Below are 21,291 nucleotides of genomic sequence, written 5' to 3'. Positions count from 1 at the left end.
ACGCACGCCCTTTGCCGCTGTGCCCGCCGCGCACAAAGCACTTGACGCAGCGTGCAGGCGCCTAGTGGTTAACCCGCAAAGGCGAGGGCTTTGCGGGCACTCCACAATGCGCGGCATCCTGCTGCCGTGTTGCAATCTTTCGTCTTCACTGCTTTCGCCCCATGACCGCGTCCCTGCTCCTGTCCACCGACGCCATCCCGCCGAAGGAACGCGGGCCGCTGTGGTGCGAGTGGGTGTGGCGCCACTTCGGCGGCCTCGGCTCCGACCTGTACGGCGACAGCGATTTCGACGGCCACCTCGCGTCCTCGCACGCGGGCGACGTGATCCTCACGCGGCTCGAAGCGAACCGGCATCGCGTCTTGCGCACCCCGCAGATGGCGCGGCTGAGCGATGCGCCCTACCTGAAGATCGTCGCGCCCTGGCAGGGCTCGGCCGAGGTCACGCAGCGCGGGCGCGCGGCGGCGGTGCGCGCGGGCGGCTGGACGCTGTACGACACCACGCTCGACTACACCGTGGCCAACCCCGAGCGCAGCGACCACCTCATCGTGATGCTGCCGAAAGACCAGATCGCCTCGCCCGCGCTGCCGCTGGGCGACCTCGTGGCGCGGCGCATCGGCGGCGACAGCGGCATCTCGCGCGTGGCGCTGGAGACCATGCGCAACACCTACCTGGAGCTGCCCCACATGAGCGAGGCCGCCGCGCGCGGCGCGGGCGAGCTGCTGATCCAGTTGGTGCGCCTGTCGCTCATGGAGCTCGCGGGCCGCAGCACCGCCCAGACCCAGCGCGAGGCGCTGAAAGACCGCATCCACCGCCACGTGGCGCAGAACCTGCGCGACCCGGCGCTGTCGATCGACGGCATGGCGCTGGCCCTGCGTTGCAGCAAGCGCCTGTTGCACCAGGCCTTCGCGGGCGACGACGACACGCTCACCGGCTACATCCAGCACCAGCGGCTGGCCGCCAGCATCCGCGACCTGATCGACCCCGCGAACGCCTCACGCTCCATCACCGACATCGCGCTGGGCGCGGGCTTCGGCAACCTCTCGCACTTCAGCCGCGTGTTCCGCGCGCACACGGGCGGCAGCCCGAGCGAGTTCAGGCGGCAGGCGATGGTGCCGCGCTGACGATGCGCGCGTGCGCGATGTGCGCCGCGCCGGCCGGCTGCAGGCCGTTGCGCCCGGTCGGGTCGTAGCGCGCCAGTGCTGCGTGGCCGTCGATGTCTTCGAGCAGATCGAGTCCGGTGCCGCGCAGCAGCGCCGCCAGCGTCTTCGGATCGAAGCCCGACAGGAACTCTTCGCCGACCGAGGCCACGTCGCTGCGCAGCTTCTGGAAGGCCTCGGTGCCGGAGGGGCCCGCGTGCAGCGTGGCCTCGTCGATGTAGGTGAAGACCAGTTCGCTGCCGGGCGCCGCGCAGGTGGCGATGTCGCGCAGCGCGGCAAGGTTGGCCTCGCGCGTCAGGTACACCGTCACGCCGAGCCACGAGAAGAAGGTCGGCTGCGCGGCGTTGAAGGGCGAACGCGCGAGCGCCGCGCCGAGGCTCTCGGCCGACAGGTCCGCTTCGACGAAATACACCGATGCGGACGGTGCCACGCCGCAGGCCGCGAGGCGCTGGCGCTTCAACGGCTGCGTGGCCGGGTGATCGACCTCGTAGATGGCCAGGCCCTGCGCCCACTCGGGGATGCGGCACACGAAGCTGTCGAAGCCGGCGCCGATCAGCACGTACTGGGCGACGCCGCGCGCGACTGCGTCCTTCAGCGCGTCTTCCGTGTAGCGCGAACGCAGGATCACGTCGGGGTAGGCAGCGTTGGCGCGCATCGCGTCGTCGAGCGCTGTGTCGGGTGAGTCCGTCGAGGTGGCGTCGCGCCGTGCCAGCGCGCGTTCCAGGAACGCGACGCGCACGCTGTCGGGCACCAGGCGCTCGCCCCACGGGTCGTCCAGCAGCGGCGCAGGCGCGCTGCGCGAATGGATGGAGCGCATGAGCGCGGTGGCGAGGGCGGTGCGGCTGGCTTGCGAAGAAGGATTCAAGGGCGGGGCTCCAGTGGTGCGAGGGCGCGAAGTTTCAACCCGCACGAGGCGTCTGTACAGTGCATTGTTCAAAGCAATGACCTGCACGAAATGAATTCCATGGACCTGAACCTGCTGGCCGCACTCGACGCGCTGCTGAGCACCGGCAGCGTGAGCGCGGCGGCCGAGCGCATGCATCTGAGCGCGCCGGCCATGAGCCACACGCTCGCGCGCATCCGCGAGGCGCTGGGCGATCCGATCCTCGTGCGGGCTGGCCGCAAGCTGGTGCCGACGCCGCGCGCGGTGGCGCTGCGCGATCCGGTGCGCCGCCTGATCGCCGACGCGCGCCTGCTGATGCAGCCCGACGGCGGCGTGCCGCTGTCGCGTGTGACGCGCGAGTTCACGGTGCGCGCGCCCGAAGGCATGGGCATCGTCTACGGCGCGACCTTGCTGGCCGCGCTGCGGCGCGACATGCCGTTGGCGCGCCTGCGCTTCGTGCCCGAAAGCGACAGCGATGCGATGGCCCTGCGCGAAGGGCGCATCGATCTCGACGTGGGCACGCTGCCCGACCGAGGGCCGGAGACGCAGACCGCGTTGCTGTACGAGCAACGCATCGTCGGCGTGGTCGGGGCGGGGCACGAACTGCTCAAGGCGCGCGTCACGCCCAAGCGCCTGGCGGCCCAGCAGCATGTCGCGGTCACGCGGCGTGCCAGGTCGGTCGAGCCCCTCGACAGCCTGCTCGCGGCACAAGGCTGCGCGCGGCAGATTGCATTGACCGTGCCCAGCGCCTATGGCGCGCTGATGGCCGCCGCGCGCTCGTCGCTGGTGGCCTGCGTGCCCGAGCCGCTGGCACGCACCGTGGCCGCGAGCCTCGGCCTGGCGATGTTCAAGCTGCCGGTGGCCGTGCCGCCCGAGCAGGTGCTGCAGGCCTGGCATCCGCGCGATGAGGTGGACCCGGCGCACCGTTGTCTTCGCGATGCGGTGGCGGCCGTGTCGAGAGACGCGCGCTTCGGTCCGCTCACGGGCCGCGACGCGCAGGCCCCGATGCGCGGGCGCGCACTGGCCGCACACCGCGCGCTGCTTGCAGAGTTGCCATGAATGCTTAAGCAGCGCTTGTGTAGAAGCGGGCATCAAACTTAAATCTTCTTGGTTAACTGGTTTTGCAACGAGCGTTGCCGGCTCAAAAAAAAGATGCGTTAACGCATGCGAAGCCTCGAGAGCGACGCTTCCCGCTGGTATGGTCGTGCGCGCAATTCAGCTCCACGCCATCACGCCCGTTGTCGACGCATTGGGTACTTGCTTCACATGCCCCTTCGTCACGACCGCATCTTTCCGCGCTACGCGTTCTACTGTGTGCTGGCCGGCCTGGCCGCGATCTATGTCTTCTGCGCCATGGTGCTGGTGCCGGCCAAGATCTACATCCTTCCGTACCTCATCACGCCGGACTTCGTGCGCTACAAGGGCGCCTTCTTCGTGCTGGTGCTGGCGATCCCGGCCGCGATCTACCTGATCTGCTGGAAGGGCAGCGACTTCTTCGCGTGGCTGCGCACCCCGCAGGTGCTGACGCTGACCGCGCACGGCCTGCAGCTGGGCACGCAGACGGTTGCCTTCGCCGACGTGACGCGGCTGCGCCATCGCCACAACCGCAACCACCTGCTGCTCACCACCCGCGACGGCCAGACGCTGCGCCTGCGGCTCGACCTGTGGGACGACCCGTACGCACTGGTCGCTGAGGTGGAAGAAGCCGTGGGCGAGGTGCTGCGGCACGACGTCGAGCGGCGCCTGCATGCGGGCGACACCGTGCCCTTCGGCGCACTGGCACTGAATGCCGAAGGGCTGGTGCACAAGGGCCAGCTCATCGCGTGGTCGAGCATCGACACCATCCGCACGCAGTCGGACGCCGAAGCGATGGACGTCGACGAGCACCTGCTCATCGTTGCCAACGGCAAGACCCGCAAGATCGATCGCTCGAAGATCGACAACGAGCCGGTGCTGATGAGCTGCCTCATGCAACGCCTGCCGTCGGCTTGAGCTCCTCTTCTTCTTTTTCTTTTTTCAATCTCCAAAGTACAGCGACTCCAAAATGGAAATCTACAGCTCCGCCAGCCAACAGGAAAAGACCCGCCAGGACCGCCCCGTCTTCTACTCCCGCACACGGCTGATCGCCGGTGCCACGCTCTGGGTGGTGGTCGCGGTCGTGCTGGCCGTGCTGTGCATCCGCGCGCAGGACAAGAACATCGGCATCCTCATCGCAGCGGGCTTCGGCCTGCTGGCCGCGTGGCTGGCCGTCAAGTGCATCCGTACGCTGGCCAACATCGCAACGCCCGCCTTCGTCATCGGCCGCCAGGGCCTGACCTTCGAGAACGGCCTGCTGCTGCCGTGGCACAACATCGTCGAGAACACCTGGGTCAACCAGGACTACATGGGCATTCCCATCGGCAAGCAGATCCAGATCAAGACCGACCTGCCCAAGCCGAAGGCCCGCGTGCTGCGCCGCGCGACCGCGCTGGAGATTTCGGGCGACGAGTACCTCGCCTTGTGCGACGCTTACGCGGCGTGACGGGCAACAACCGGGGCGTTTGAGCAGCCCGGCGCCTGCTGGTAGGCTGGCGGGCCGCCATCCTCCGGGCTCGCTTTCGCGGGCCCCACGCGCATGAACGCCTCTCACCGCCGGCCGGTTCCGCTGAACAAGGCCTACCGTCTCCTGAACCACGGACCCACCGTCCTCGTGAGCGCCGCGCACGACGGGCGGCGCAACATCATGGCCGCGGCCTGGGCGATGCCGCTGGACTTCGATCCGCCCAAGGTGGCGGTGGTGCTCGACAAGAGCACCTGGACGCGCGTGCTGCTCGAAGGCGCGGGCACCTTTGCACTGCAGGTGCCCACGCGCGCGCAGCTCGACCTGACCGAGGCCCTGGGCAACAGCTCGGGCCGCGAGATCGCCGAGCGCGACGGCAGCGACAAGTTCGCCGCCTACGGCCTCTCGACCTTCGCGGGCGAGGCCACCGGCGTGCCGCTGCTCGAAGGCTGCGCGGCCTGGCTCGAATGCCGGCTGCTGCCCGAGCCGCCTATCCAGCAGCGCTACGACCTGTTCCTGGGCGAGGTGATCGCGGCGCAGGCCGATGCGCGCGTGTTCTCCGAAGGGCGCTGGCATTTCGAAGGACACGACGAGCTGCGCACCCTGCACCACGTGGCGGGCGGGCACTTCATCGTCGACGGCGAGGCGGTCGATGCGAAGGCGCTGCCGCGTTTGACACCGTAGCCTGCATGCCGGACCTGAACCAGATCATCACCGTCGTCGGCTACAGCCTCATGGGCCTGCTGGCGGCCATGATGGGTTCGCTGGGCCTGGCCGCGCTGTGGACCTGGCGCGACTGGCCCGGTGCCGACCGCCTGACCGGCCTGGCCGCGCGGCTGGCGATCCTCACGTGGATGGTCGGTGGCGTGATGCTGCTCGTCGGCGGGCTGGCGATGGCCGGGCTGGCGGCCTGGGTGATTTTCTGGGCGTCCAAGCCACTGCCGTCGACGGTGCTCGGTGTTGCGGGCTACGTGGCCTCGCGGGCCGTGCTCGTGGTCATGGCGGTGCTGCTGGTGCGCAAGGGCGGGCTGGTGCTCGCGGCCTGGTGGGGCGCGAGGAAAGAAGAGGGCGCGTCCGAAGCGCCCGGCGCTACAGCACGAAAGGAATGAAGCGCCGCGTGCCGCGCATGTACGCGCGGTAGTCGTCGCCGAAATGCGCGAGGCATTCCTTTTCGTCGCGCAGCGCCGTCAGGAACAGGAACAGCGTGGCCATCAGCACCAGCGCCAGCGTGAGCCAGGTGAACTGCTTGAGGAACGCGCCCCAGGCCAGCAGCATCAACGCCGTGTACATCGGGTGGCGGATGTAGCGGAAGGCGCCGGTGGTCACCAGCGCCGAGGTCTTTTCAAAGCCGTACAGGGCCGGGTCGTCGTTGCGCGCCTCGCTCGGCTTGCCCTGCGCCTTGAGCAGCCGCACCGCGTGGATCGGCAGCCAGATCGACAGCGCCAGCAGCACGCACGAGAGCAGCTGCGTGAACGAGAGCGGATCGACATGCCACACCGGCAGGTTCAGCACGATCAGCACCAGCATGCATTCCCACGCGAAGAAGCGGTAGAAGCCGTGCGAGCCGGGCTGGCTCAGCGGCCCGCGCGACACGTACAGCAGCGCGGCCGTGCCGGCGACGAAAAGGAAAAGCTGGAACCAGAAGAGCATGGCGGCCGAATTTACACGGCCCGCATGGCTCAGCCGGAGATCGAAAACCCGCCGTCGACCGGGATGGCGGTGCCGGTCACGTAGTCGGAGGCGGCGCTGGCCAGGAACACGGCCGTGCCCGCGATGTCCGAAGGCTGGCCCCAGCGGCCGGCGGCGGCGCGCGTCTTCACGCGCTCGTACAGGCCCGGGATCTGGGTGCGCGCACCGTCGGTCAGCTCGGTCTCGAACCAGCCCGGAAGGATGGCGTTGACCTGGATCTGGTCGGCCGCCCACGAGAGCGCGGTCGACTTGGTGAGCTGCACGATGCCGGCCTTGCTTGCGGCGTAGGCCGGCGCGTAGGGCGCGCCGAAGATCGACATCATCGAGCCGATGTTGATGATCTTGCCGCCGCCTGCCTTCTTGAGGTGCGGGTGCGCGGCGCGGCTGCACAGGAAGGCGCTGGTGAGGTTGGTGTCCATCACCTGGTGCCACTCGGCCAGCGCGAGCTGGTCGACGGGCTTGCGCACCGTGGTGCCGGCGTTGTTGACGAGGATGTCGAGGCGGCCGCAGCGCGCGGCGACCTCGTCGAAGGCCTTCTGCACCGAGGCTTCGTCGGTCACGTCGAGCGCGAGCGCGAAGCTGTCGCTGCCCAATGCCTTCAGCGATTCGACCGCGGCGGCCGACTTCTGCGCATTGCGCGCCGCGATGATGACGCGGGCGCCGGCTTTGGCGAGGCCCTGCGCCATGCCGAGGCCGATGCCGCCGTTGCCGCCGGTGACGAGCGCGACTTTTCCTGTGAGATCGAACATCAGGTGGAGCTTTGGGTGGTGGGTTTCTTGGAGACGAGCGTCAGGATATCGTAGCTCGCGACCAACTCGCCGAGCTGGTTGGTCACCTCCACGTCCCAGGCCACCACGCCCTGGCCCTGGCCGCTGGCGTCCTTCTTGTTGCGGTCGATCTTGCGCTTGCAGGTCAGGCGCGCCTGGATGGTGTCGCCGATGCCCACGGGCTTGACGAAGCGCAGCGTGTCCAGGCCGTAGTTGGCCAGCACGGGGCCGGGCGAAGGCGAGACGAACAGGCCCGCGGCCGCCGACAGCACGAAGTAGCCGTGCGCGATGCGCTTGCCGAAGGGCGAAGCCTTGGCCGCCTCTTCGTCGAAGTGCATGTAGAAGTAGTCGCCCGAGATGCCGCCGAAGGCGACGATGTCGGCCTCACCCACCGTGCGGCGGTGCGTGAGCAGCGAGTCGCCGATGCGCAGTTCTTCGAAGTAGCGGCGGAAGGGGTGCACCTCGCTCTCGCGCAGCGCGGCGCCGCGCACGTGCTCGCCGGTCACGGCCGCGAGCATGGTGGGCGAGCCCTGCAGCGCGGCGCGCTGCAGGTAGTGCTTCACGGCGCGCAGGCCGCCGAGCTCTTCGCCGCCGCCCGCGCGGCCCGGGCCGCCGTGCTTCAGCACCGGCAGCGGCGAGCCGTGGCCGGTCGATTCGGCGGCGGCCTCGCGGTCGAGCACCAGCAGGCGGCCGTGCCAGGCGGCAGCGACCGGAATCGCCTTGGCGGCGATGGCCGGGTCGCGCGTGACCAGCGTGCCCACGAGGCTGCCCTTGCCGCGCGCGGCCAGCGCCAGTGCTTCGTCGATGCCGTCGTAGGGCATGAGCGTGCTGACGGGGCCGAAGGCCTCGACGTCGTGCGCCGCATCGTGTTCGAGCGGCTTGCGGCTCAAGAGCAGCGTGGGCGCGAAGAACGCGCCTTCGCCCACACCGTCGCCCACGGGCGCGAAGCCGTCGCGCTCGCCGTACACCAGCTCCGCCCCCTGCAGCAGCGTGGCGACGCGCTCGGCCACGTCGGCCTGCTGGTCGCGCGAGGCGAGGGCGCCCATGCGCACGTCTTCGCGCGAGGGGTCGCCGATGACGGTCTTGGCCAGGCGGGCGCGCAGCTTCTCGGCCACCGCATCGAGATGCTGGCGCGGCACGATCGCGCGGCGGATGGCCGTGCACTTCTGGCCGGCCTTGATGGTCATCTCGCGCGCCACTTCCTTCACGAAGAGATCGAACTCCTCGTCGTCGGGCGTCACGTCGGGCGCGAGGATCGCGCAGTTCAGCGAGTCGGCCTCGGCATTGAACGGGATCGACTGGCGCACCAGGTTCGCGTTCACGCGCAGCTTGGCGGCCGTGTCGGCCGAGCCGGTGAAGGTGACCACGTCGGGCCCTTCGAGGCGGTCGAGCAGGTCGCCCGTGCTGCCGATCACGAGCTGCAGGCTGCCTTCGGGCAGGATGCCCGACTGCACGATGAGCTTCATCAGCGCCTCGGTGAGGTAGCTGGTGGCCGTGGCCGGCTTGCCGATGCAGGGCATGCCCGCCAGGAAGCTGGGCGCGAACTTCTCGAGCAGGCCCCATACCGGGAAGTTGAAGGCGTTGATGTGCACCGCCACGCCGCCGCGCGGCACCAGGATGTGCGTGCCCGCGAAGCCGCCCTTCTTGCCGAGCGGGAAGGCCGGGCCTTCGTGCACGAGGTTGCCCGAGGGCAGCTCGTTGGTGCCGATGCTGGCGTAGGCGCTGAGCGTGCCGGCGCCGCCTTCGATGTCGATCCAGCCGTCGGCGCGCGTGGCACCCGTGTGGGCCGACACGGCATACAGCGCTTCCTTGTTCGCGGCCAGGTACTTGGCCAGCGCCTTCAGGCGCTCGGCGCGCTGCTGGAAGTCGAGCTTCATGAGCGCGGGGATGCCGACGCGGCGCGCATGCGCCAGCGCCTCGGCGAAGTCGATGGCCTCGGCGTGCGTGCTCGCAACGGCCTGGCCGTTGACGGCGCTGCGCAGCGATTGGGCGGCTTGCTGGCCGATCCAGCGGCCGGCGATGTAGCTTTGAAGGGTGGTCATGGCGCGTGTCCTTTGAAGAGGGAAGGCGCAGCGGCGCGGTGCGCGCGCTGCGCGGGGGTCATTTCTTGTTGCCGATGCCCAGGTAGGTATCGATGATTCGCTGGTCGTGCAGCAGATCGCCGGCGTTGCCTTCGAGCGCCACCGCGCCCATTTCGAGCACATAGGCACGGTCGGCCACCTGCAGCGCGGCGCGGGCGTTCTGTTCCACCAGCAGCACCGACACGCCGTGCTTGCGCAGCTGCGACACCACACGCAGCACCTCGCGCACCACCAGCGGGGCCAGGCCCAGCGAGGGCTCGTCGAGCATCAGCAGGCGCGGGCGCGCCATGAGCGCGCGGCCGATGGCCAGCATCTGGCGCTCGCCGCCCGAAAGCGTGGAGGCCATCTGCGGGCGGCGCTCCTTCAGGCGCGGAAAGATCTCGAAGATCTCGTCCATGCGCGCACGCTGGTCGCGCTGGCCCTTGCGCCACTGGTAGAAGCCGCCGAGCAGCAGGTTGTCTTCGACCGACATTTCGCCGAACAGCTCGCGCCGTTCGGGCACCAGCGCCACGCCGCGCGCCACCATGGTCTCGACGCCGGGGCGCGCGATGCGCTCGCCGTCGAGCGACAGCTTGCCGCTCGACACCAGCAGGCCCATGGCCGCGCACAGCAGCGTGGTCTTGCCGGCGCCGTTGGGGCCGATCACGGTGACGATCTCGCCCTCGTTCACGTGCAGGCGCACGCTGTGCACCGCTTCGACGGTGCGGTAGGCGACGCAGAAGTCTTCCAGTTGAAGAATAGGATGGCTCATCGGGCGTCTTCCAGCAGTTCGTCGTCGGCGCCACCGAGGTAGGCCTCGAGCACGCGCGGGTTGGCCTGCACTTCGGCCGGCGTGCCGGTGGCGATCACGGTGCCGAACTCGAGCACGGTGATGCGGTCGGCGAGGTTCATCACGAACTCCATGTCGTGCTCCACCACGAGGATGCCCAGGCCTTCGGCGCGCAGCTGGCCCAGCAGCTCGGAGAGCGCGCGCTTTTCAAGGTGGCGCAGGCCGGCGGCGGGTTCGTCCAGCAGCAGCACCGAGGGCTGGCCGGCGAGCGCGCGTGCGATCTCGACCACGCGCTGCTGCCCCAGCGAGAGCGAGGCGGCCGGCGTGTCGGCATGCGCGCCGAGGCCGCAACGCTCGATCTGCTTGCGGGCTTCGGCCATCAGCGCAGCCTCTTCGGCGCGGTCCAGCCGCAGCATCGCGGCGAGCCAGCCGCGTTTCGCGCGCAGGTGCGCGCCGAGCGCCACGTTCTCGACCACGCTGCGCTGACCCAGCAGGCGCACGTGCTGGAAGGTGCGGCCCAGGCCGCGCGCCGCGAAGGCGCGCGAGGGGCGGCCCGACATGGCGTCGCCTTCGAGCCGCACCTCGCCCGAGCTGGGGTCGTCCACGCCCGAGATCATGTTGAAGAAGGTGCTCTTGCCTGCGCCATTGGGGCCGATCAGCGCGTGGATCTCGCCGGCCTTCAGCGTCATCGAGATGTCGTTGTTGGCGATGAGGCCGCCGAAGCGCTTGCTGACCGCGTCGGCCTGCAACAGCATCGTGCCCGCCGCCGGCAGCACGCGCTGCGCGAGCTGCGCCACCGGTGCTGCCGCGTTGGCGGCGGGCACCTTGGCCACCGGCCGCACCCAGCGGCTCACGAGCCGCGCCAGCGTGGGCCACAGGCCGTCCGCAAAGCGCTGCAGCACGAACAGCATCAAGAGGCCGAACACCACCACTTCGAAGTTGCCGCTGGTGCCCAGCAGCGCGGGCAGGATGTCCTGCAGCTTCTCCTTCAGCAGCGTGATCAGCGTGGCGCCGAGCACCGCGCCCCACAGGTGGCCCGCGCCGCCGACCACCGCCATGAACAGCATCTCGATGCCGATGTTGAGGTTGAAGGGCGTCGGGTTCACGAAGCGCTGCATGTGCGCGTAGAGCCAGCCCGACACCGCCGCCAGCAGCGCGGCCAGCACGAACAGCTTGATGCGGTGGCGCGCCGTGTCGACGCCCATCGACTCGGCCATGAGCCGGCCGCCCTTGAGTGCGCGGATGGCGCGGCCCTCGCGCGAGTCGAGCAGGTTGTGCAGCGCACACAGCGCCAGCAGCAGCACGGCCCAGATCACCACGCCGAGCGCGCGCGGCGAGGCCAGCGAGATGCCCGCCACCACCAGCGGCGGCACGCCCGTGATGCCGGTCTGGCCGCCCAGGAACTCCATGTTGCCGAGCAGGAAGTACAGGCTCAGGCCCCAGGCGATGGTGCACAGCGGCAGGTAGTGGCCCGACAGCTTGAGCGTGACCGCGCCGAGCGCCCAGGCCAGCGCGAAGGTCAGCACCAGCCCGAGCAGCAGGCCGAGCCACGGCACCAGCGCCGAACCGGCGATGCCGCCCAGCCAGCCCGCGGCCGTGGGCGAGGTGCAGATCCACGCGGTGGCATAGGCGCCCATGCCGACGAACGCGGCCTGGCCGAAGGAGGTCATGCCGCCCACGCCGGTCAGCATGACCAGCCCGGCGGCTACCAGCGCGTACAGGCCGATGTTGCTGAGCACTGCGACCGTGAAGTCGGGCAGCCAGCCCCAGGCCAGCGCGAGCGCCACGATGCACGCCAACGTGAGGGTGCGCGGCGTGACCAGCGGACGGCCCGCGTGTGCAGCCGTGGTGGAAGAAGTGGTGGGCGACGCGCTCATTCCTCGTCCTCCACATGATGGCTGCGCAGCGAACGCCACCACAGCACCGGAATGATCAAAGTGAACACCAGCACTTCCTTGTAGGCGCTGGCCCAGAATGAAGAGAAAGCCTCCAGCAGGCCGACCAGCAACGCGCCCGCGAGCGCCAGCGGGTAGCTCGCGAGCCCGCCGACGATGGCGGCCACGAAGCCCTTCAGTCCGATGAGAAAACCGGTGTCGTAATAGACCGTGGTGATCGGTGCGATCAGCAGCCCCGACACCGCGCCGATGAGTGCCGCGAGCGCAAAGCTCAGGTCGCCCGACAGCTCGGTGGGAATGCCCGAGAGCCGCGCGCCCACGCGGTTGATGGCGGTGGCGCGCAGCGCCTTGCCGACCATGGAGCGGCCGAAGAACCAGAACATCGCGATCACCAGCAGCAGCGTGACGCCCACCACGACGAGCGACTGGCCGCTCACGGGGATGCCGCCGATGTCGAAGCGCACGTCGGAGAACGGCGTGGTGCGCGAACCTTCGGCACCGAAGAAGAACAGGCCCAGGCCGACCAGCACGCCGTGCAGCGCGACCGAGACGATCAGCAGCATCAGCACCGTGGCGTCGGCCAGCGGGCGGTAGGCCAGGCGATAGAGCAGCGGCCCCAGCGGCGCGATCAGCACCAGCGTGGTCACCGCCTGCATCGTCATCGACGTGGGCTTGAGGCCCAGCACCAGCACCGCGGCGATCGCCGGGAAGGCGACGCACCAGGTGAAGGCCGAGCGCCAGTCGATGGTCGCGCCGCGCTTCCAGCGCCACACCTCCACGGCCAGCGCCATGACGCCCAACGCCACCAGCAGCCACAGCGTGGCCGGCGTGCGCCCGCCCTGCAGCGCCGCCATCGAGAGCGCACCGAAGGCGACGAACTCGCCCTGCGGAATGAAGATCACGCGCGTGACCGAAAACACCAGCACCAGCGCGAGCGCCATCAGTCCGTAGACCGCGCCGTTCACGATGCCGTCCTGCCCCAGCAACAGGGCAATCTGCAAGTCCATAAAACAACCTTCGGGCGTCGCCCGTGATTCAGATCAGGAACACCGAGGAACCGGCTTTGCCGGGCCTCAGGTGTTGCCCCCGGTAGGGGGTTGGAGAAGCGACACGAAGTGCGCGAAGCCTGGGGGCGAGTTCAGTGCTTCAGGGCTGGAATTTCCAGGCGCCGTTTTCGATCTTCACCATCACGCGCGCGCGTTGGTCCAGGCCCAGGTGGTCGGCCGCGGTCATGTTGAACACGCCGTGCGCGCCCGACACGTCCTTGGTCTGCTCGAGCGCATCGCGCAGGGCGGCGCGGAACTCGGGCGTGCCCGGCTGGGCCTTCTTCAGCGCGACCGGCACGGCCGAGCTCATCAGCAGGCCCGCGTCCCAGGCGTGCGCGCCGAAGGTCGAGACCGTGCCCTTGCCGTAGGCGGCTTCATAGGCGGCGACGTAGGCGAGCGCAGACTTCTTCACCGGGTTGCTGGCGGGCAGCTGGTCGGCCACGAGCACCGGGCCGGCCGGCAGGAAGGTGCCGTCCACGTCCTTGCCGCCCACGCGCAGGAAGTCGGCGTTGGCCACGCCGTGCGTCTGGTACATCTTGCCGGTGTAGCCACGCTCCTTGAGCGTCTTCTGCGGCAGCGCGGCCGGCGTGCCGGAGCCGGCCACCAGCACCGCGTCGGGCTTGGCCGACATGAGCTTCAGCGCCTGGCCGGTGACCGAGGTGTCGGAGCGCGCATAGCGTTCGTTGGCCACGATCTTGATCTTCTTCAGGTCGGCGGCTTTGGCGAACTCCTGCGACCAGCCTTCGCCGTACGCGTCGGAGAAACCGATGAAGCCGACGGTCTTCACGCCGTTGGCGGCCATGTGCTCGGCGATGGCCAGCGACATCATGATGTCGTTCTGCGGCGTCTTGAAGACCCACTTCTTCTTGGCGTCCATCGGCTCGATGATGCGGGCCGAGGCGGCCACCGAGATCATCGGCGTCTGTGCCTCGCTGGCCACGTCGATCATCGCGAGCGAGGCCGGCGTGGTGGTCGAGCCCAGGATCACGTCGACCTTGTTCTCGGCGATCAGCTTGCGCGTGTTGTTCACGGCGGCCGTGGTGTCGGAGGCATCGTCCAGCACGATGTAGTTGATCTTCTGCCCGCCGATCGTCTTGGGCATCAGCGCGATGGTGTTCTTCTCGGGAATGCCGAGCGACGCCGCCGGCCCGGTGGCCGAGATGGTCACGCCGACATTGACGTCGGCCCAGGCCGAGAGGGCCGTGGCGCACAGGGCGGCGATCAGCAGGGGCTTGAAGAATTTCATGGTTGGTTTGTCTCCGGGTTGAAAGGGGAAAGGCCGAGGAAAAAGCCGTGCGTTCAACGCTCGTCGAAGGACAGCGTGACGCGTTCGGTCAGGGGGTGGGCCTGGCAGGTCAGCACGAATCCCGCGGCCACCTCATTCTTGTCGAGTGCGAAGTTTCTTTCCATGCGGACTTCCCCGTCCACGCACTTCGCGCGGCAGGTGCCGCACACGCCCGAGGTGCACGAGAACGGCACCTCGAGCCCGGCCGCCGACGCCGCATCGAGGATGCTGGGCTGGCCCTCGGTGTAGGTGATCTCGCGCTGCAGGCCGTCGCGCACGATGGTCACGCGCGCCTGCTTGGCGTCGCCCGGCTGCGCCTCGTGCACCACCGCGCCGACCTGGCTGGCCGAAGGCAGCGCGACGCCGAAGCGCTCGATGTGGATGCGGTCCTCGGGCACGCCCGCGGCGAGCAGCGCGGCCTCGGCCTCGTCGTTCATCTGGAACGGGCCGCACACGTACACGTGGTCGATCTGTGCGGCGGGCACCACCGAGGCCAGGAACTCGCCGATCTTCTCGCGGTTCATCACGCCGAAGCCCAGCGGCGAATCGGTGTGCTCGTCGGAGAACACGTGCTGCAGCACGAGCCGCGTCATGTAGCGATTCTTCAGGTCCTCGATCTCTTCCTTGAACATCGTGGACTGCAGCTGGCGGTTGCCGTAGATCAGCGTGAAGCGGCTCTTGGGCTCGCGCGCCAGCACGGTCTTCATGATCGACAGGATCGGCGTGATGCCGCTGCCGCCGGCGATGCCGACGTGGTGGCGCGCGGCCTCGGGCTCGATGGGCACGAAGAAGCGGCCTTGCGGCGCCATCACCTGCAGGCTGTCGCCGGGTTGCAGGTGGGCGTTGATCCAGTTGGAGAACACGCCGCCGCGCACCTTGCGCACGCCGACGCGCAGCTCGCCGTCGTCGAGGCCGGCGCAGATCGAATAGGAACGGCGCAGGTCCTGGCCGTCGATGTCATGGCGCAGCGTGAGGTACTGGCCCTGCGTGAAGCCGAAGACTTCGCGCAGCGCGGGCGGCACCTCGAACGAGACGATGACGGCCTCGTGCGTGTCGGGCTCGATGGCCTTCACGCGCAGGGGGTGGAAGAGGGTGCTCATCGTGGGCGTGCCTCAGATAGGCTTGAAATGTTCGAAGGGTTCGCGGCAGGCCATGCAGCGGTACAGGGCCTTGCAGGCGGTGGAGCCGAAAGCCGACAGGCGCTCGGTGCGCTCGCTCGCGCAGCGCGGGCAGGCGATGCGCTCGCCGGCCATGCGACCGAAGAGCTTGATCGGCACGGCGGTGTTGGAGGCCTGCTCGGGCGTGAGGTGCGCGGGCGGCGCGATGCCGTAGGCCTTGAGCTTGTCGCGGCCTTCGTCGCTGATCCAGTCGCTGGTCCAGGCGGGTGCGCGGCGCAGCGTGGCGCGCGCGCGGCCGAGGCCTGCGTTCTCGATGGCGGCCAGCACGTCGTGCTCGATGGCTTCGGTGGCGGGGCAGCCGGAGTAGGTCGGCGTGAGCACGATCTCCAGGCCGTCGTCGTGCTCGATCACCTCGCGCACGATGCCCAGGTCGCAGACCGACACGGCCGGCACCTCGGGGTCGGGCACCGAATGGAGCACGGCCCACGCCGCATCGACACGCGACGCCACGGCGTTCATCACCACACGCCTCCGGGGAAGCTGCGCTGCAGGTGCTGCATCTCGGCCAGGATGTAGCCCATGTGCTCGCTGTGCACGCCATGCTTGCCGGTGCTGCGGAAGGCGGCTTCCTTCGGCATGGCGAGGCCGGCGGCGTCGAGCACCTGCTGCATCTCGGCCAGCCACGGCTCGCGCAGTTCGCTCCAGGCCGGGCCGAGGCCGCTGGCACTGGCCTGCGCATCGACGTCGTCGCTGTCGAACAGCTCGGGCACGTAGAGCCACAGCTGCTTGAGCGCCTTCTCGGTGCGGCGGCGCGATTCGTCGGTGCCGTCGCCCAGGCGCACAACCCAGTCGGCCGAGTGCTGCTGGTGGTAGCGCGCTTCCTTCAGCGCCTTGCCGGCGATGGCGGCCACCTCGGCGTCGCTCGACGCGGCCAGGCGCTGCCACAGCAGCTTGAGCAGCGTGGCGACCATGGTGTTGCGCAGCACGGCAAAGGCGAAGTCGCCGCGCGGCAGCTCGACCAGCGTGAGGTTGAAGTAATCGCGTTCGTCGCGCAGGTAGGCGAGCTGGTCTTCGTCGTGCGCGCGGCCGGCGCCTTCGAGCTGGCCGGCGTGCGTGAGCACGGCGCGGGCCTGGCCGACGAGGTCGAGCGCGATGTTGGCCATCGCGATGTCTTCTTCGAGCACCGGTGCGTGGCCGCACCATTCGCCCAGGCGCTGCGCGAGCACCAGGCAGGTGTCGCCGATGCGCAGCAGGTAGTGCACGGCGGGCGTGCGGTTCAGTTCGATCGAGGCTTGCATGGCGTGCCGCTCGCTCACATGTGGTCCACGGACTTGGGCAGCGCGTAGAAGGTGGGGTGGCGGTACACCTTGTCTTCGGCCGGGTCGAAGAACATGTCCTTGTCGCCCGGGTCGCTGGCCACGATCTGGTCGGAGCGCACCACCCAGATGCTGCTGCCTTCCTGGCGGCGCGTGTAGACGTCGCGCGCCATCTGGATCGCCATCTTCGGATCGGCCGCGTGCAGGCTGCCGCAGTGCTTGTGGTCCAGGCCGGCCTTGCTGCGCACGAACACTTCCCACAGGGGCCACTCTTGCTTCACTTCGGTGCTCATGCTGCTTCCTTCAAAGGTTGTTTGTTGGCGTGGGCCATTGCGGCTTCGCGCACCCAGGCGCCGTCGTCCCAGGCATCGACCCGGGCCTGCAGGCGTTCGCGGTTGCAGGGGCCGTCGCCGGCGATCACGCGCCAGAACTCGCTCCAGTCGATGACGCCGAAGTCGTGCGCCTGGCGTTCCTCGTTCCACTTGAGGTCGGGGTCGGGCAGCGTCACGCCGAGGATCGCGGCCTGCTCGACGGTGGCGTCGATGAACTTCTGGCGCAGCTCGTCGTTGCTGAAGCGCTTGATGCCCCAGCGCATCGACTGCGCCGAGTTGGGCGACTGGTCGTCCGGCGGGCCGAACATCATGATCGAGGGCCACCACCAGCGGTTGACCGCGTCCTGCACCATCGCCTTCTGCGCGTCGGTGCCCTGCTTCATCATCGTCAGCAGTGCTTCGTAGCCCTGGCGCTGGTGAAAGCTCTCTTCGCGGCAGATGCGGATCATGGCGCGCGCGTACGGTGCGTACGAGCAGCGGCAGATCGGCACCTGGTTCATGATGGCCGCGCCGTCGACCAGCCAGCCGATGGTGCCCATGTCGGCCCAGCTGAGCGTGGGGTAGTTGAAGATCGAGCTGTACTTGGCCTTGCCCGTGTGCAGCGCGTCGAACATCTGGTCGCGCGAGGTGCCCAGCGTTTCGGCGGCGGCGTACAGGTACAGGCCGTGGCCGCCTTCGTCCTGCACCTTGGCCAAGAGGATGGCCTTGCGCTTGAGCGTGGGCGCGCGGCTGATCCAGTTGCCCTCGGGCAGCATGCCGACGATTTCCGAATGCGCGTGCTGGCTGATCTGGCGCACCAGCGTCTTGCGGTAGTGCTCGGGCATCCAGTCTTTCGCCTCGATGAAGTCGCCGGCGTCGATGCGCGCGTCGAAGCGTTCCTCGAGACGCAGCTCGTCGGCGGAGCGCACGGCCTTCTGCTTGCCGTCGCCTGCGTCCTTGCCCATCGTGTCCATGGCCTGGGTGTACATGTGCGTGTCCTTTCGGTGCGGTGTGTGGGGGCGCGCGGGCGCTCAGCGCGGGCGCGTGTCGACGACGCGCCGGGCCTTGCCGGTCTGCGTGCGTTCCATTTCGTCGGGGCCGTGCACGACCACGCGGGTGGAGATGCCGATGAGCGTCTTCACGCGGTGCTGCACCCACTCGGAGATGGCGTTGCGGTCGGCCGCGGCGGCTTCGTGCGGCGTGAGTTCGCAGTGCACCTCGACCTGGTCGAGCAGGCCTTCGCGGCTCACGCGCACCTGGTACAGGCCGGTGAGGGCGCTGTGCGCGAGCACGATCTCTTCCACCTGCGTGGGGAAGACGTTCACGCCGCGGATGATCATCATGTCGTCGCTGCGCCCGACGATCTTGCCCATGCGGCGGAACGACCGCGAGGTGGGCGGCAGCAGGCGCGTGAGGTCGCGCGTGCGGTAGCGCACGATGGGCATCGCTTCCTTGCTCAGCGAGGTGAAGACGAGTTCGCCTTCTTCGCCGTCGGCCTTCAGCTCGCCCGTTTCGGGGTCGATGATCTCGGGGTAGAAGTGGTCTTCCCAGATCACCGGGCCGTCCTTGCTCTCGACGCATTCGCTGGCCACGCCCGGGCCCATCACTTCGGAGAGGCCGTAGATGTCGACGGCGTCGATGCCGGCGCGGGTCTCGATGTCGCGGCGCATGGCTTCGGTCCACGGCTCGGCACCGAAGATGCCGACCTTGAGCGAGCTGTCTTTCGCATCGAGGCCCTGGCGCTCGAACTGCTCGATGATCACCTGCATGTAGCTGGGCGTGACCATGATGATGTCGGGCTTGAAGTCCTGGATGAGCTGCACCTGCTTCTCGGTCTGGCCGCCCGACATCGGGATGACGGTGCAGCCGGCGCGCTCGGCGCCGTAGTGCGCGCCCAGGCCGCCGGTGAAGAGGCCGTAGCCGTAGGCGACGTGGATGATGTCGCCGGGCCGTCCGCCCGCGGCGCGGATCGAGCGCGCGACCAGGTCGGCCCAGGTGTCGATGTCGTTCTTGGTGTAGCCCACCACGGTCGGCTTGCCGGTGGTGCCCGACGACGCGTGGATGCGCGCCACCTGCGTGCGCGGCACGGCGAACATGCCGAAGGGGTAGTTGTCGCGCAGGTCAGTCTTCACCGTGAACGGGAATTTCGACAGGTCGGCCAGCGACTTCAGGTCGTCGGGGTGCACGCCCTTGGCATCGAAGGCCTGGCGGTAGTGCGGCACGTGGTCGTAGGCGTTGCGCAGCGTGGCGCGCAGGCGCGTGAGCTGCAGTGCGGCGATCTCGTCGCGGCTGGCGGTTTCGATCGGGTCGAGGTCGCCGGGGGTGGGGCGTTTCACGGTCATGGTGGGGTGTCTCCTCAAGCGGCCGGGACGGCCGGCCGGCCCTTGGCGGTGTAGGAGCGACCGCGGAACATCGCGATGCGCTCGCCGCGCTGGTTGGTGATTTCGGTGTCGTACACGCCGGTGCGCCCGGCCTTGGAGACTTCGAAGCAGCGCGCGGTGAGCACGTCGCCTTCGCGCGCCGGCGCGAGGAAGTCGATGGCGAAGCCCGAGGCCACGGTCAGCTCGTTGTACGAGTTGCAGGCGAAGGCGAAGGTGGAGTCGGCCAGCGTGGCCATGAAGCCGCCGTGGCAGATGGCGTGGCCGTTGAGCATGTCGGGGCGCACGCGCATCTCGAGCGTGGCCTGGCCGGGGCCGACCTCCACGATGCGCATGCCCAGGCCCTTGCTGGCGTTGTCGTTCGCGAACATGCCGTCGCGCACGAACTCGGCGGTCTGTTGCGGGGTGCGGGAAGCGTCGGTCATCTCAGCGGTCCTTGAACACCGGGGCGCGCTTGGCGCGAAAAGCCTCGACACCTTCGCGGTAGTCGTCGGCATTGCCCATCTCGCGTTGGATGCGCGCTTCTTCGGCAAGTGCCGCGCCCAGGTCGAGGTTTTGCGCGGCGGCCATCGCTTCGCGGGTGGCCACGAGTGCGCGCGTGGGCATGCCGGCCAGGCGCGCCGCCAGCGCGGCGGCGGTGTCGGCCAGTGCCGCGTCGTCCACGCACTGCCAGATCAGGCCGATGCGCGCGGCTTCTTCGGCGGGGAGCTTGTCGCCCAGCATCGCGATGCCCAGCGCGCGCGCCGGGCCCACGAGGCGCGGCAGCAGCCAGGTGCCGCCGGTGTCGGGCACGAGGCCGATCTTGGTGAAGGCCTGGATGAAGCTGGCCGAGCGGCCGGCCACGACGAGGTCGCAGCACAGCGCGAGGTTGGCGCCCGCGCCGGCCGCCACGCCGTTGACGGCGGCAACCACCGGCACCGGCATCGAGCGCAGGCGTGCGACCAGCGGACCGTAATAAGTGGAGATGACGTGGCCCAGGTCCTTGGGCGCGGCGCCGGGCGTCGGGTCGGGCGCGACCGACGGGTCGGCCAGGTCCTGCCCCGCGCAGAAGGCACGGCCGGCACCGGTGAGCACCACGCAGCGCACGCTGCTGTCGGCGGCCGCGGCTTCGAGTGCGGCCAGCAACTCGGCGTGCAACCCGGTCGTGAAGCTGTTGAGCGCCGCAGGGCGGTTCAGGCTCAGCGTGCGGACGGCGCCGGCGTTGCTGATGAGTACCAAAGGCTCAGTCATGCGTGTCTCTTTCATCCTTTGTGGGGACGGCTCGGTGCGTAAACACTATTGACCGACCGTTCGGTTGATTTTAGGATCGACCTCGATTCCGGCACAAGCGGGGTGCATTCAGGGCAAACCCTAGGAAGGTGTGAATGAATCCGGCGTGGCCGAGCAGCCCGCGAAAAAACAAGGAGACCGAATGCCCAGCTATTCCATCGACGGCGTGATTCCTGTCGTCGACCCGAGCGCCTACGTGCATCCCACGGCCGTGCTGATCGGCGATGTGATCGTCGGCCCGAACTGCTACGTCGGCCCCTGCGCCAGCCTGCGCGGCGACTTCGGCCGCATCGTCTTGCAGGAGGGCTCGAACGTGCAGGACCACTGCTGCATCCACGGCTTTCCCGACAACGACACGGTGGTGGAGGTCAACGGCCACATCGGCCACGGCGCAATCCTGCACAGCTGCATCGTGCGGCGCGATGCGCTGGTGGGCATGAACGCGGTGGTGATGGACGAGGCCGAGGTGGGCGAGAAAGCTATCGTCGCGGCCTGCGCCTTCGTGCCCGCCGGCATGAAGGTGCCCGCGCGTTCGCTCGCGGCGGGCATCCCGGCCAAGGTGCGGCGCGAGCTCAGCGACGAAGAGATCGCCTGGAAGCTCGAAGGCACGCAGACCTACCAGGCGCTGACGGTGCGCAGCCTGGCCAGCCTGCACGAGGTGGCGCCGCTCGCCGAGGTGGAAAAAGACCGGCCGCGCCTGCCCGCCACCGACGTGAAATCCCTGATCGCCACCCGCCGCGGATAGCCCTGCGGCTTCATGCAAGATCGAGCCTGCTGCACGCCAGCAA

23 protein-coding genes are annotated in these 21,291 nt (G+C 69.1%); 7 read left to right on the top strand and 16 right to left on the bottom strand.

Annotated features, from left to right (window positions below; genetic code table 11):
* Positions 1-161: 161 nt before the first annotated feature.
* On the top strand, positions 162-1,121 hold the full coding sequence (locus AC07YS_RS08580; RefSeq protein ID WP_495268736.1) for an AraC-like ligand-binding domain-containing protein: 960 nt from the start codon (positions 162-164) through the stop codon (positions 1,119-1,121).
* Here the strand turns inward: AC07YS_RS08580 and AC07YS_RS08575 are convergent.
* Positions 1,093-2,022: a class I SAM-dependent methyltransferase gene (locus tag AC07YS_RS08575; RefSeq protein WP_495268737.1), complete on the bottom strand. Its 930-nt coding sequence runs from the start codon at positions 2,020-2,022 to the stop codon at positions 1,093-1,095. The two genes, AC07YS_RS08580 and AC07YS_RS08575, sit on opposite strands and share 29 nt — an antisense overlap.
* A gap of 90 nt (positions 2,023-2,112) precedes the next feature.
* On the opposite strand from AC07YS_RS08575, the gene AC07YS_RS08570 reads away from it, so the two are divergent.
* From AC07YS_RS08570 to AC07YS_RS08550, 5 genes are all read left to right on the top strand, one after another.
* Positions 2,113-3,099 (top strand): LysR family transcriptional regulator, encoded by a 987-nt coding sequence (locus AC07YS_RS08570; RefSeq protein WP_495268738.1) that lies wholly within the window; start codon positions 2,113-2,115, stop codon positions 3,097-3,099.
* Between the two features lie 207 nt (positions 3,100-3,306).
* On the top strand, positions 3,307-4,032 hold the full coding sequence (locus AC07YS_RS08565; protein ID WP_095949419.1) for a hypothetical protein: 726 nt from the start codon (positions 3,307-3,309) through the stop codon (positions 4,030-4,032).
* A gap of 52 nt (positions 4,033-4,084) precedes the next feature.
* Positions 4,085-4,561, top strand: a complete 477-nt coding sequence (locus tag AC07YS_RS08560; RefSeq protein WP_062478668.1) for a hypothetical protein — start codon at positions 4,085-4,087, stop codon at positions 4,559-4,561.
* Between the two features lie 93 nt (positions 4,562-4,654).
* The gene (locus AC07YS_RS08555) at positions 4,655-5,263 is read left to right on the top strand and encodes a flavin reductase family protein (RefSeq protein ID WP_495268739.1); all 609 of its coding nucleotides are present in this window, start codon (positions 4,655-4,657) and stop codon (positions 5,261-5,263) included.
* Between the two features lie 5 nt (positions 5,264-5,268).
* The gene (locus AC07YS_RS08550) at positions 5,269-5,688 is read left to right on the top strand and encodes a hypothetical protein (RefSeq protein WP_495268740.1); all 420 of its coding nucleotides are present in this window, start codon (positions 5,269-5,271) and stop codon (positions 5,686-5,688) included.
* Here AC07YS_RS08550 and AC07YS_RS08545 read toward each other — a convergent pair.
* From AC07YS_RS08545 to AC07YS_RS08475, 15 genes are all read right to left on the bottom strand, one after another.
* Positions 5,669-6,229, bottom strand: coding sequence for a methyltransferase family protein (locus AC07YS_RS08545; RefSeq protein WP_495268741.1), 561 nt, complete (start codon positions 6,227-6,229; stop codon positions 5,669-5,671). The genes AC07YS_RS08550 and AC07YS_RS08545 overlap by 20 nt on opposite strands.
* A gap of 29 nt (positions 6,230-6,258) precedes the next feature.
* Entirely contained in the window at positions 6,259-7,017 is a 759-nt protein-coding gene (locus AC07YS_RS08540; protein WP_369631625.1) for an SDR family NAD(P)-dependent oxidoreductase, read from the bottom strand.
* A complete protein-coding gene (gene paaZ / locus AC07YS_RS08535; protein ID WP_495268742.1) occupies positions 7,017-9,077 on the bottom strand; it encodes a phenylacetic acid degradation bifunctional protein PaaZ in 2,061 nt (686 codons plus the stop codon). The genes AC07YS_RS08540 and paaZ overlap by 1 nt, the downstream gene beginning before the upstream one ends.
* A gap of 58 nt (positions 9,078-9,135) precedes the next feature.
* A complete protein-coding gene (locus tag AC07YS_RS08530; RefSeq protein WP_307584167.1) occupies positions 9,136-9,867 on the bottom strand; it encodes an ABC transporter ATP-binding protein in 732 nt (243 codons plus the stop codon).
* Positions 9,864-11,762: a branched-chain amino acid ABC transporter ATP-binding protein/permease gene (locus AC07YS_RS08525; RefSeq protein WP_495268743.1), complete on the bottom strand. Its 1,899-nt coding sequence runs from the start codon at positions 11,760-11,762 to the stop codon at positions 9,864-9,866. Before AC07YS_RS08525 ends, AC07YS_RS08530 begins: the two co-directional genes overlap by 4 nt.
* The gene (locus AC07YS_RS08520; RefSeq protein ID WP_062478648.1) at positions 11,759-12,787 is read right to left on the bottom strand and encodes a branched-chain amino acid ABC transporter permease; all 1,029 of its coding nucleotides are present in this window, start codon (positions 12,785-12,787) and stop codon (positions 11,759-11,761) included. Before AC07YS_RS08520 ends, AC07YS_RS08525 begins: the two co-directional genes overlap by 4 nt.
* Before the next feature lie 139 nt (positions 12,788-12,926).
* A complete protein-coding gene (locus AC07YS_RS08515) occupies positions 12,927-14,072 on the bottom strand; it encodes an ABC transporter substrate-binding protein (protein WP_070063655.1) in 1,146 nt (381 codons plus the stop codon).
* Between the two features lie 53 nt (positions 14,073-14,125).
* Positions 14,126-15,211 (bottom strand): 1,2-phenylacetyl-CoA epoxidase subunit PaaE, encoded by a 1,086-nt coding sequence (paaE, locus tag AC07YS_RS08510; RefSeq protein ID WP_062478643.1) that lies wholly within the window; start codon positions 15,209-15,211, stop codon positions 14,126-14,128.
* Between the two features lie 12 nt (positions 15,212-15,223).
* Positions 15,224-15,748: a 1,2-phenylacetyl-CoA epoxidase subunit PaaD gene (gene paaD / locus AC07YS_RS08505; RefSeq protein ID WP_495268744.1), complete on the bottom strand. Its 525-nt coding sequence runs from the start codon at positions 15,746-15,748 to the stop codon at positions 15,224-15,226.
* Positions 15,748-16,527 carry a 1,2-phenylacetyl-CoA epoxidase subunit PaaC gene (paaC, locus tag AC07YS_RS08500; RefSeq protein ID WP_095949436.1) on the bottom strand — a complete coding sequence of 260 codons (780 nt, stop codon included), beginning with the start codon at positions 16,525-16,527 and terminating at the stop codon, positions 15,748-15,750. Before paaC ends, paaD begins: the two co-directional genes overlap by 1 nt.
* 14 nt (positions 16,528-16,541) lie before the next feature.
* On the bottom strand, positions 16,542-16,838 hold the full coding sequence (gene paaB / locus AC07YS_RS08495) for a 1,2-phenylacetyl-CoA epoxidase subunit PaaB (protein WP_062478634.1): 297 nt from the start codon (positions 16,836-16,838) through the stop codon (positions 16,542-16,544).
* Complete coding sequence (paaA, locus tag AC07YS_RS08490) at positions 16,835-17,845, bottom strand: 1,2-phenylacetyl-CoA epoxidase subunit PaaA (protein WP_070063651.1); 1,011 nt, start codon at positions 17,843-17,845, stop codon at positions 16,835-16,837. The genes paaB and paaA overlap by 4 nt, the downstream gene beginning before the upstream one ends.
* A 42-nt stretch (positions 17,846-17,887) precedes the next feature.
* Positions 17,888-19,198 (bottom strand): phenylacetate--CoA ligase PaaK, encoded by a 1,311-nt coding sequence (paaK, locus tag AC07YS_RS08485; RefSeq protein ID WP_495268745.1) that lies wholly within the window; start codon positions 19,196-19,198, stop codon positions 17,888-17,890.
* Between the two features lie 14 nt (positions 19,199-19,212).
* Positions 19,213-19,659: a hydroxyphenylacetyl-CoA thioesterase PaaI gene (gene paaI / locus AC07YS_RS08480; RefSeq protein ID WP_056578139.1), complete on the bottom strand. Its 447-nt coding sequence runs from the start codon at positions 19,657-19,659 to the stop codon at positions 19,213-19,215.
* A 1-nt stretch (position 19,660) separates the two neighbouring features.
* Positions 19,661-20,464 carry an enoyl-CoA hydratase-related protein gene (locus AC07YS_RS08475; RefSeq protein WP_495265682.1) on the bottom strand — a complete coding sequence of 268 codons (804 nt, stop codon included), beginning with the start codon at positions 20,462-20,464 and terminating at the stop codon, positions 19,661-19,663.
* Positions 20,465-20,645: 181 nt separating this feature from the next.
* On the opposite strand from AC07YS_RS08475, the gene AC07YS_RS08470 reads away from it, so the two are divergent.
* The gene (locus AC07YS_RS08470; RefSeq protein WP_095743881.1) at positions 20,646-21,248 is read left to right on the top strand and encodes a phenylacetic acid degradation protein PaaY; all 603 of its coding nucleotides are present in this window, start codon (positions 20,646-20,648) and stop codon (positions 21,246-21,248) included.
* Positions 21,249-21,291: the final 43 nt, after the last annotated feature.

The sequence above is a fragment of the Variovorax sp. GW458-11-26-14-LB1 genome, from assembly GCF_059423965.1.
The sequence above is the reverse complement of the archived record's forward strand: the minus strand, read 5'-3'. Positions and strand labels throughout refer to the sequence as shown.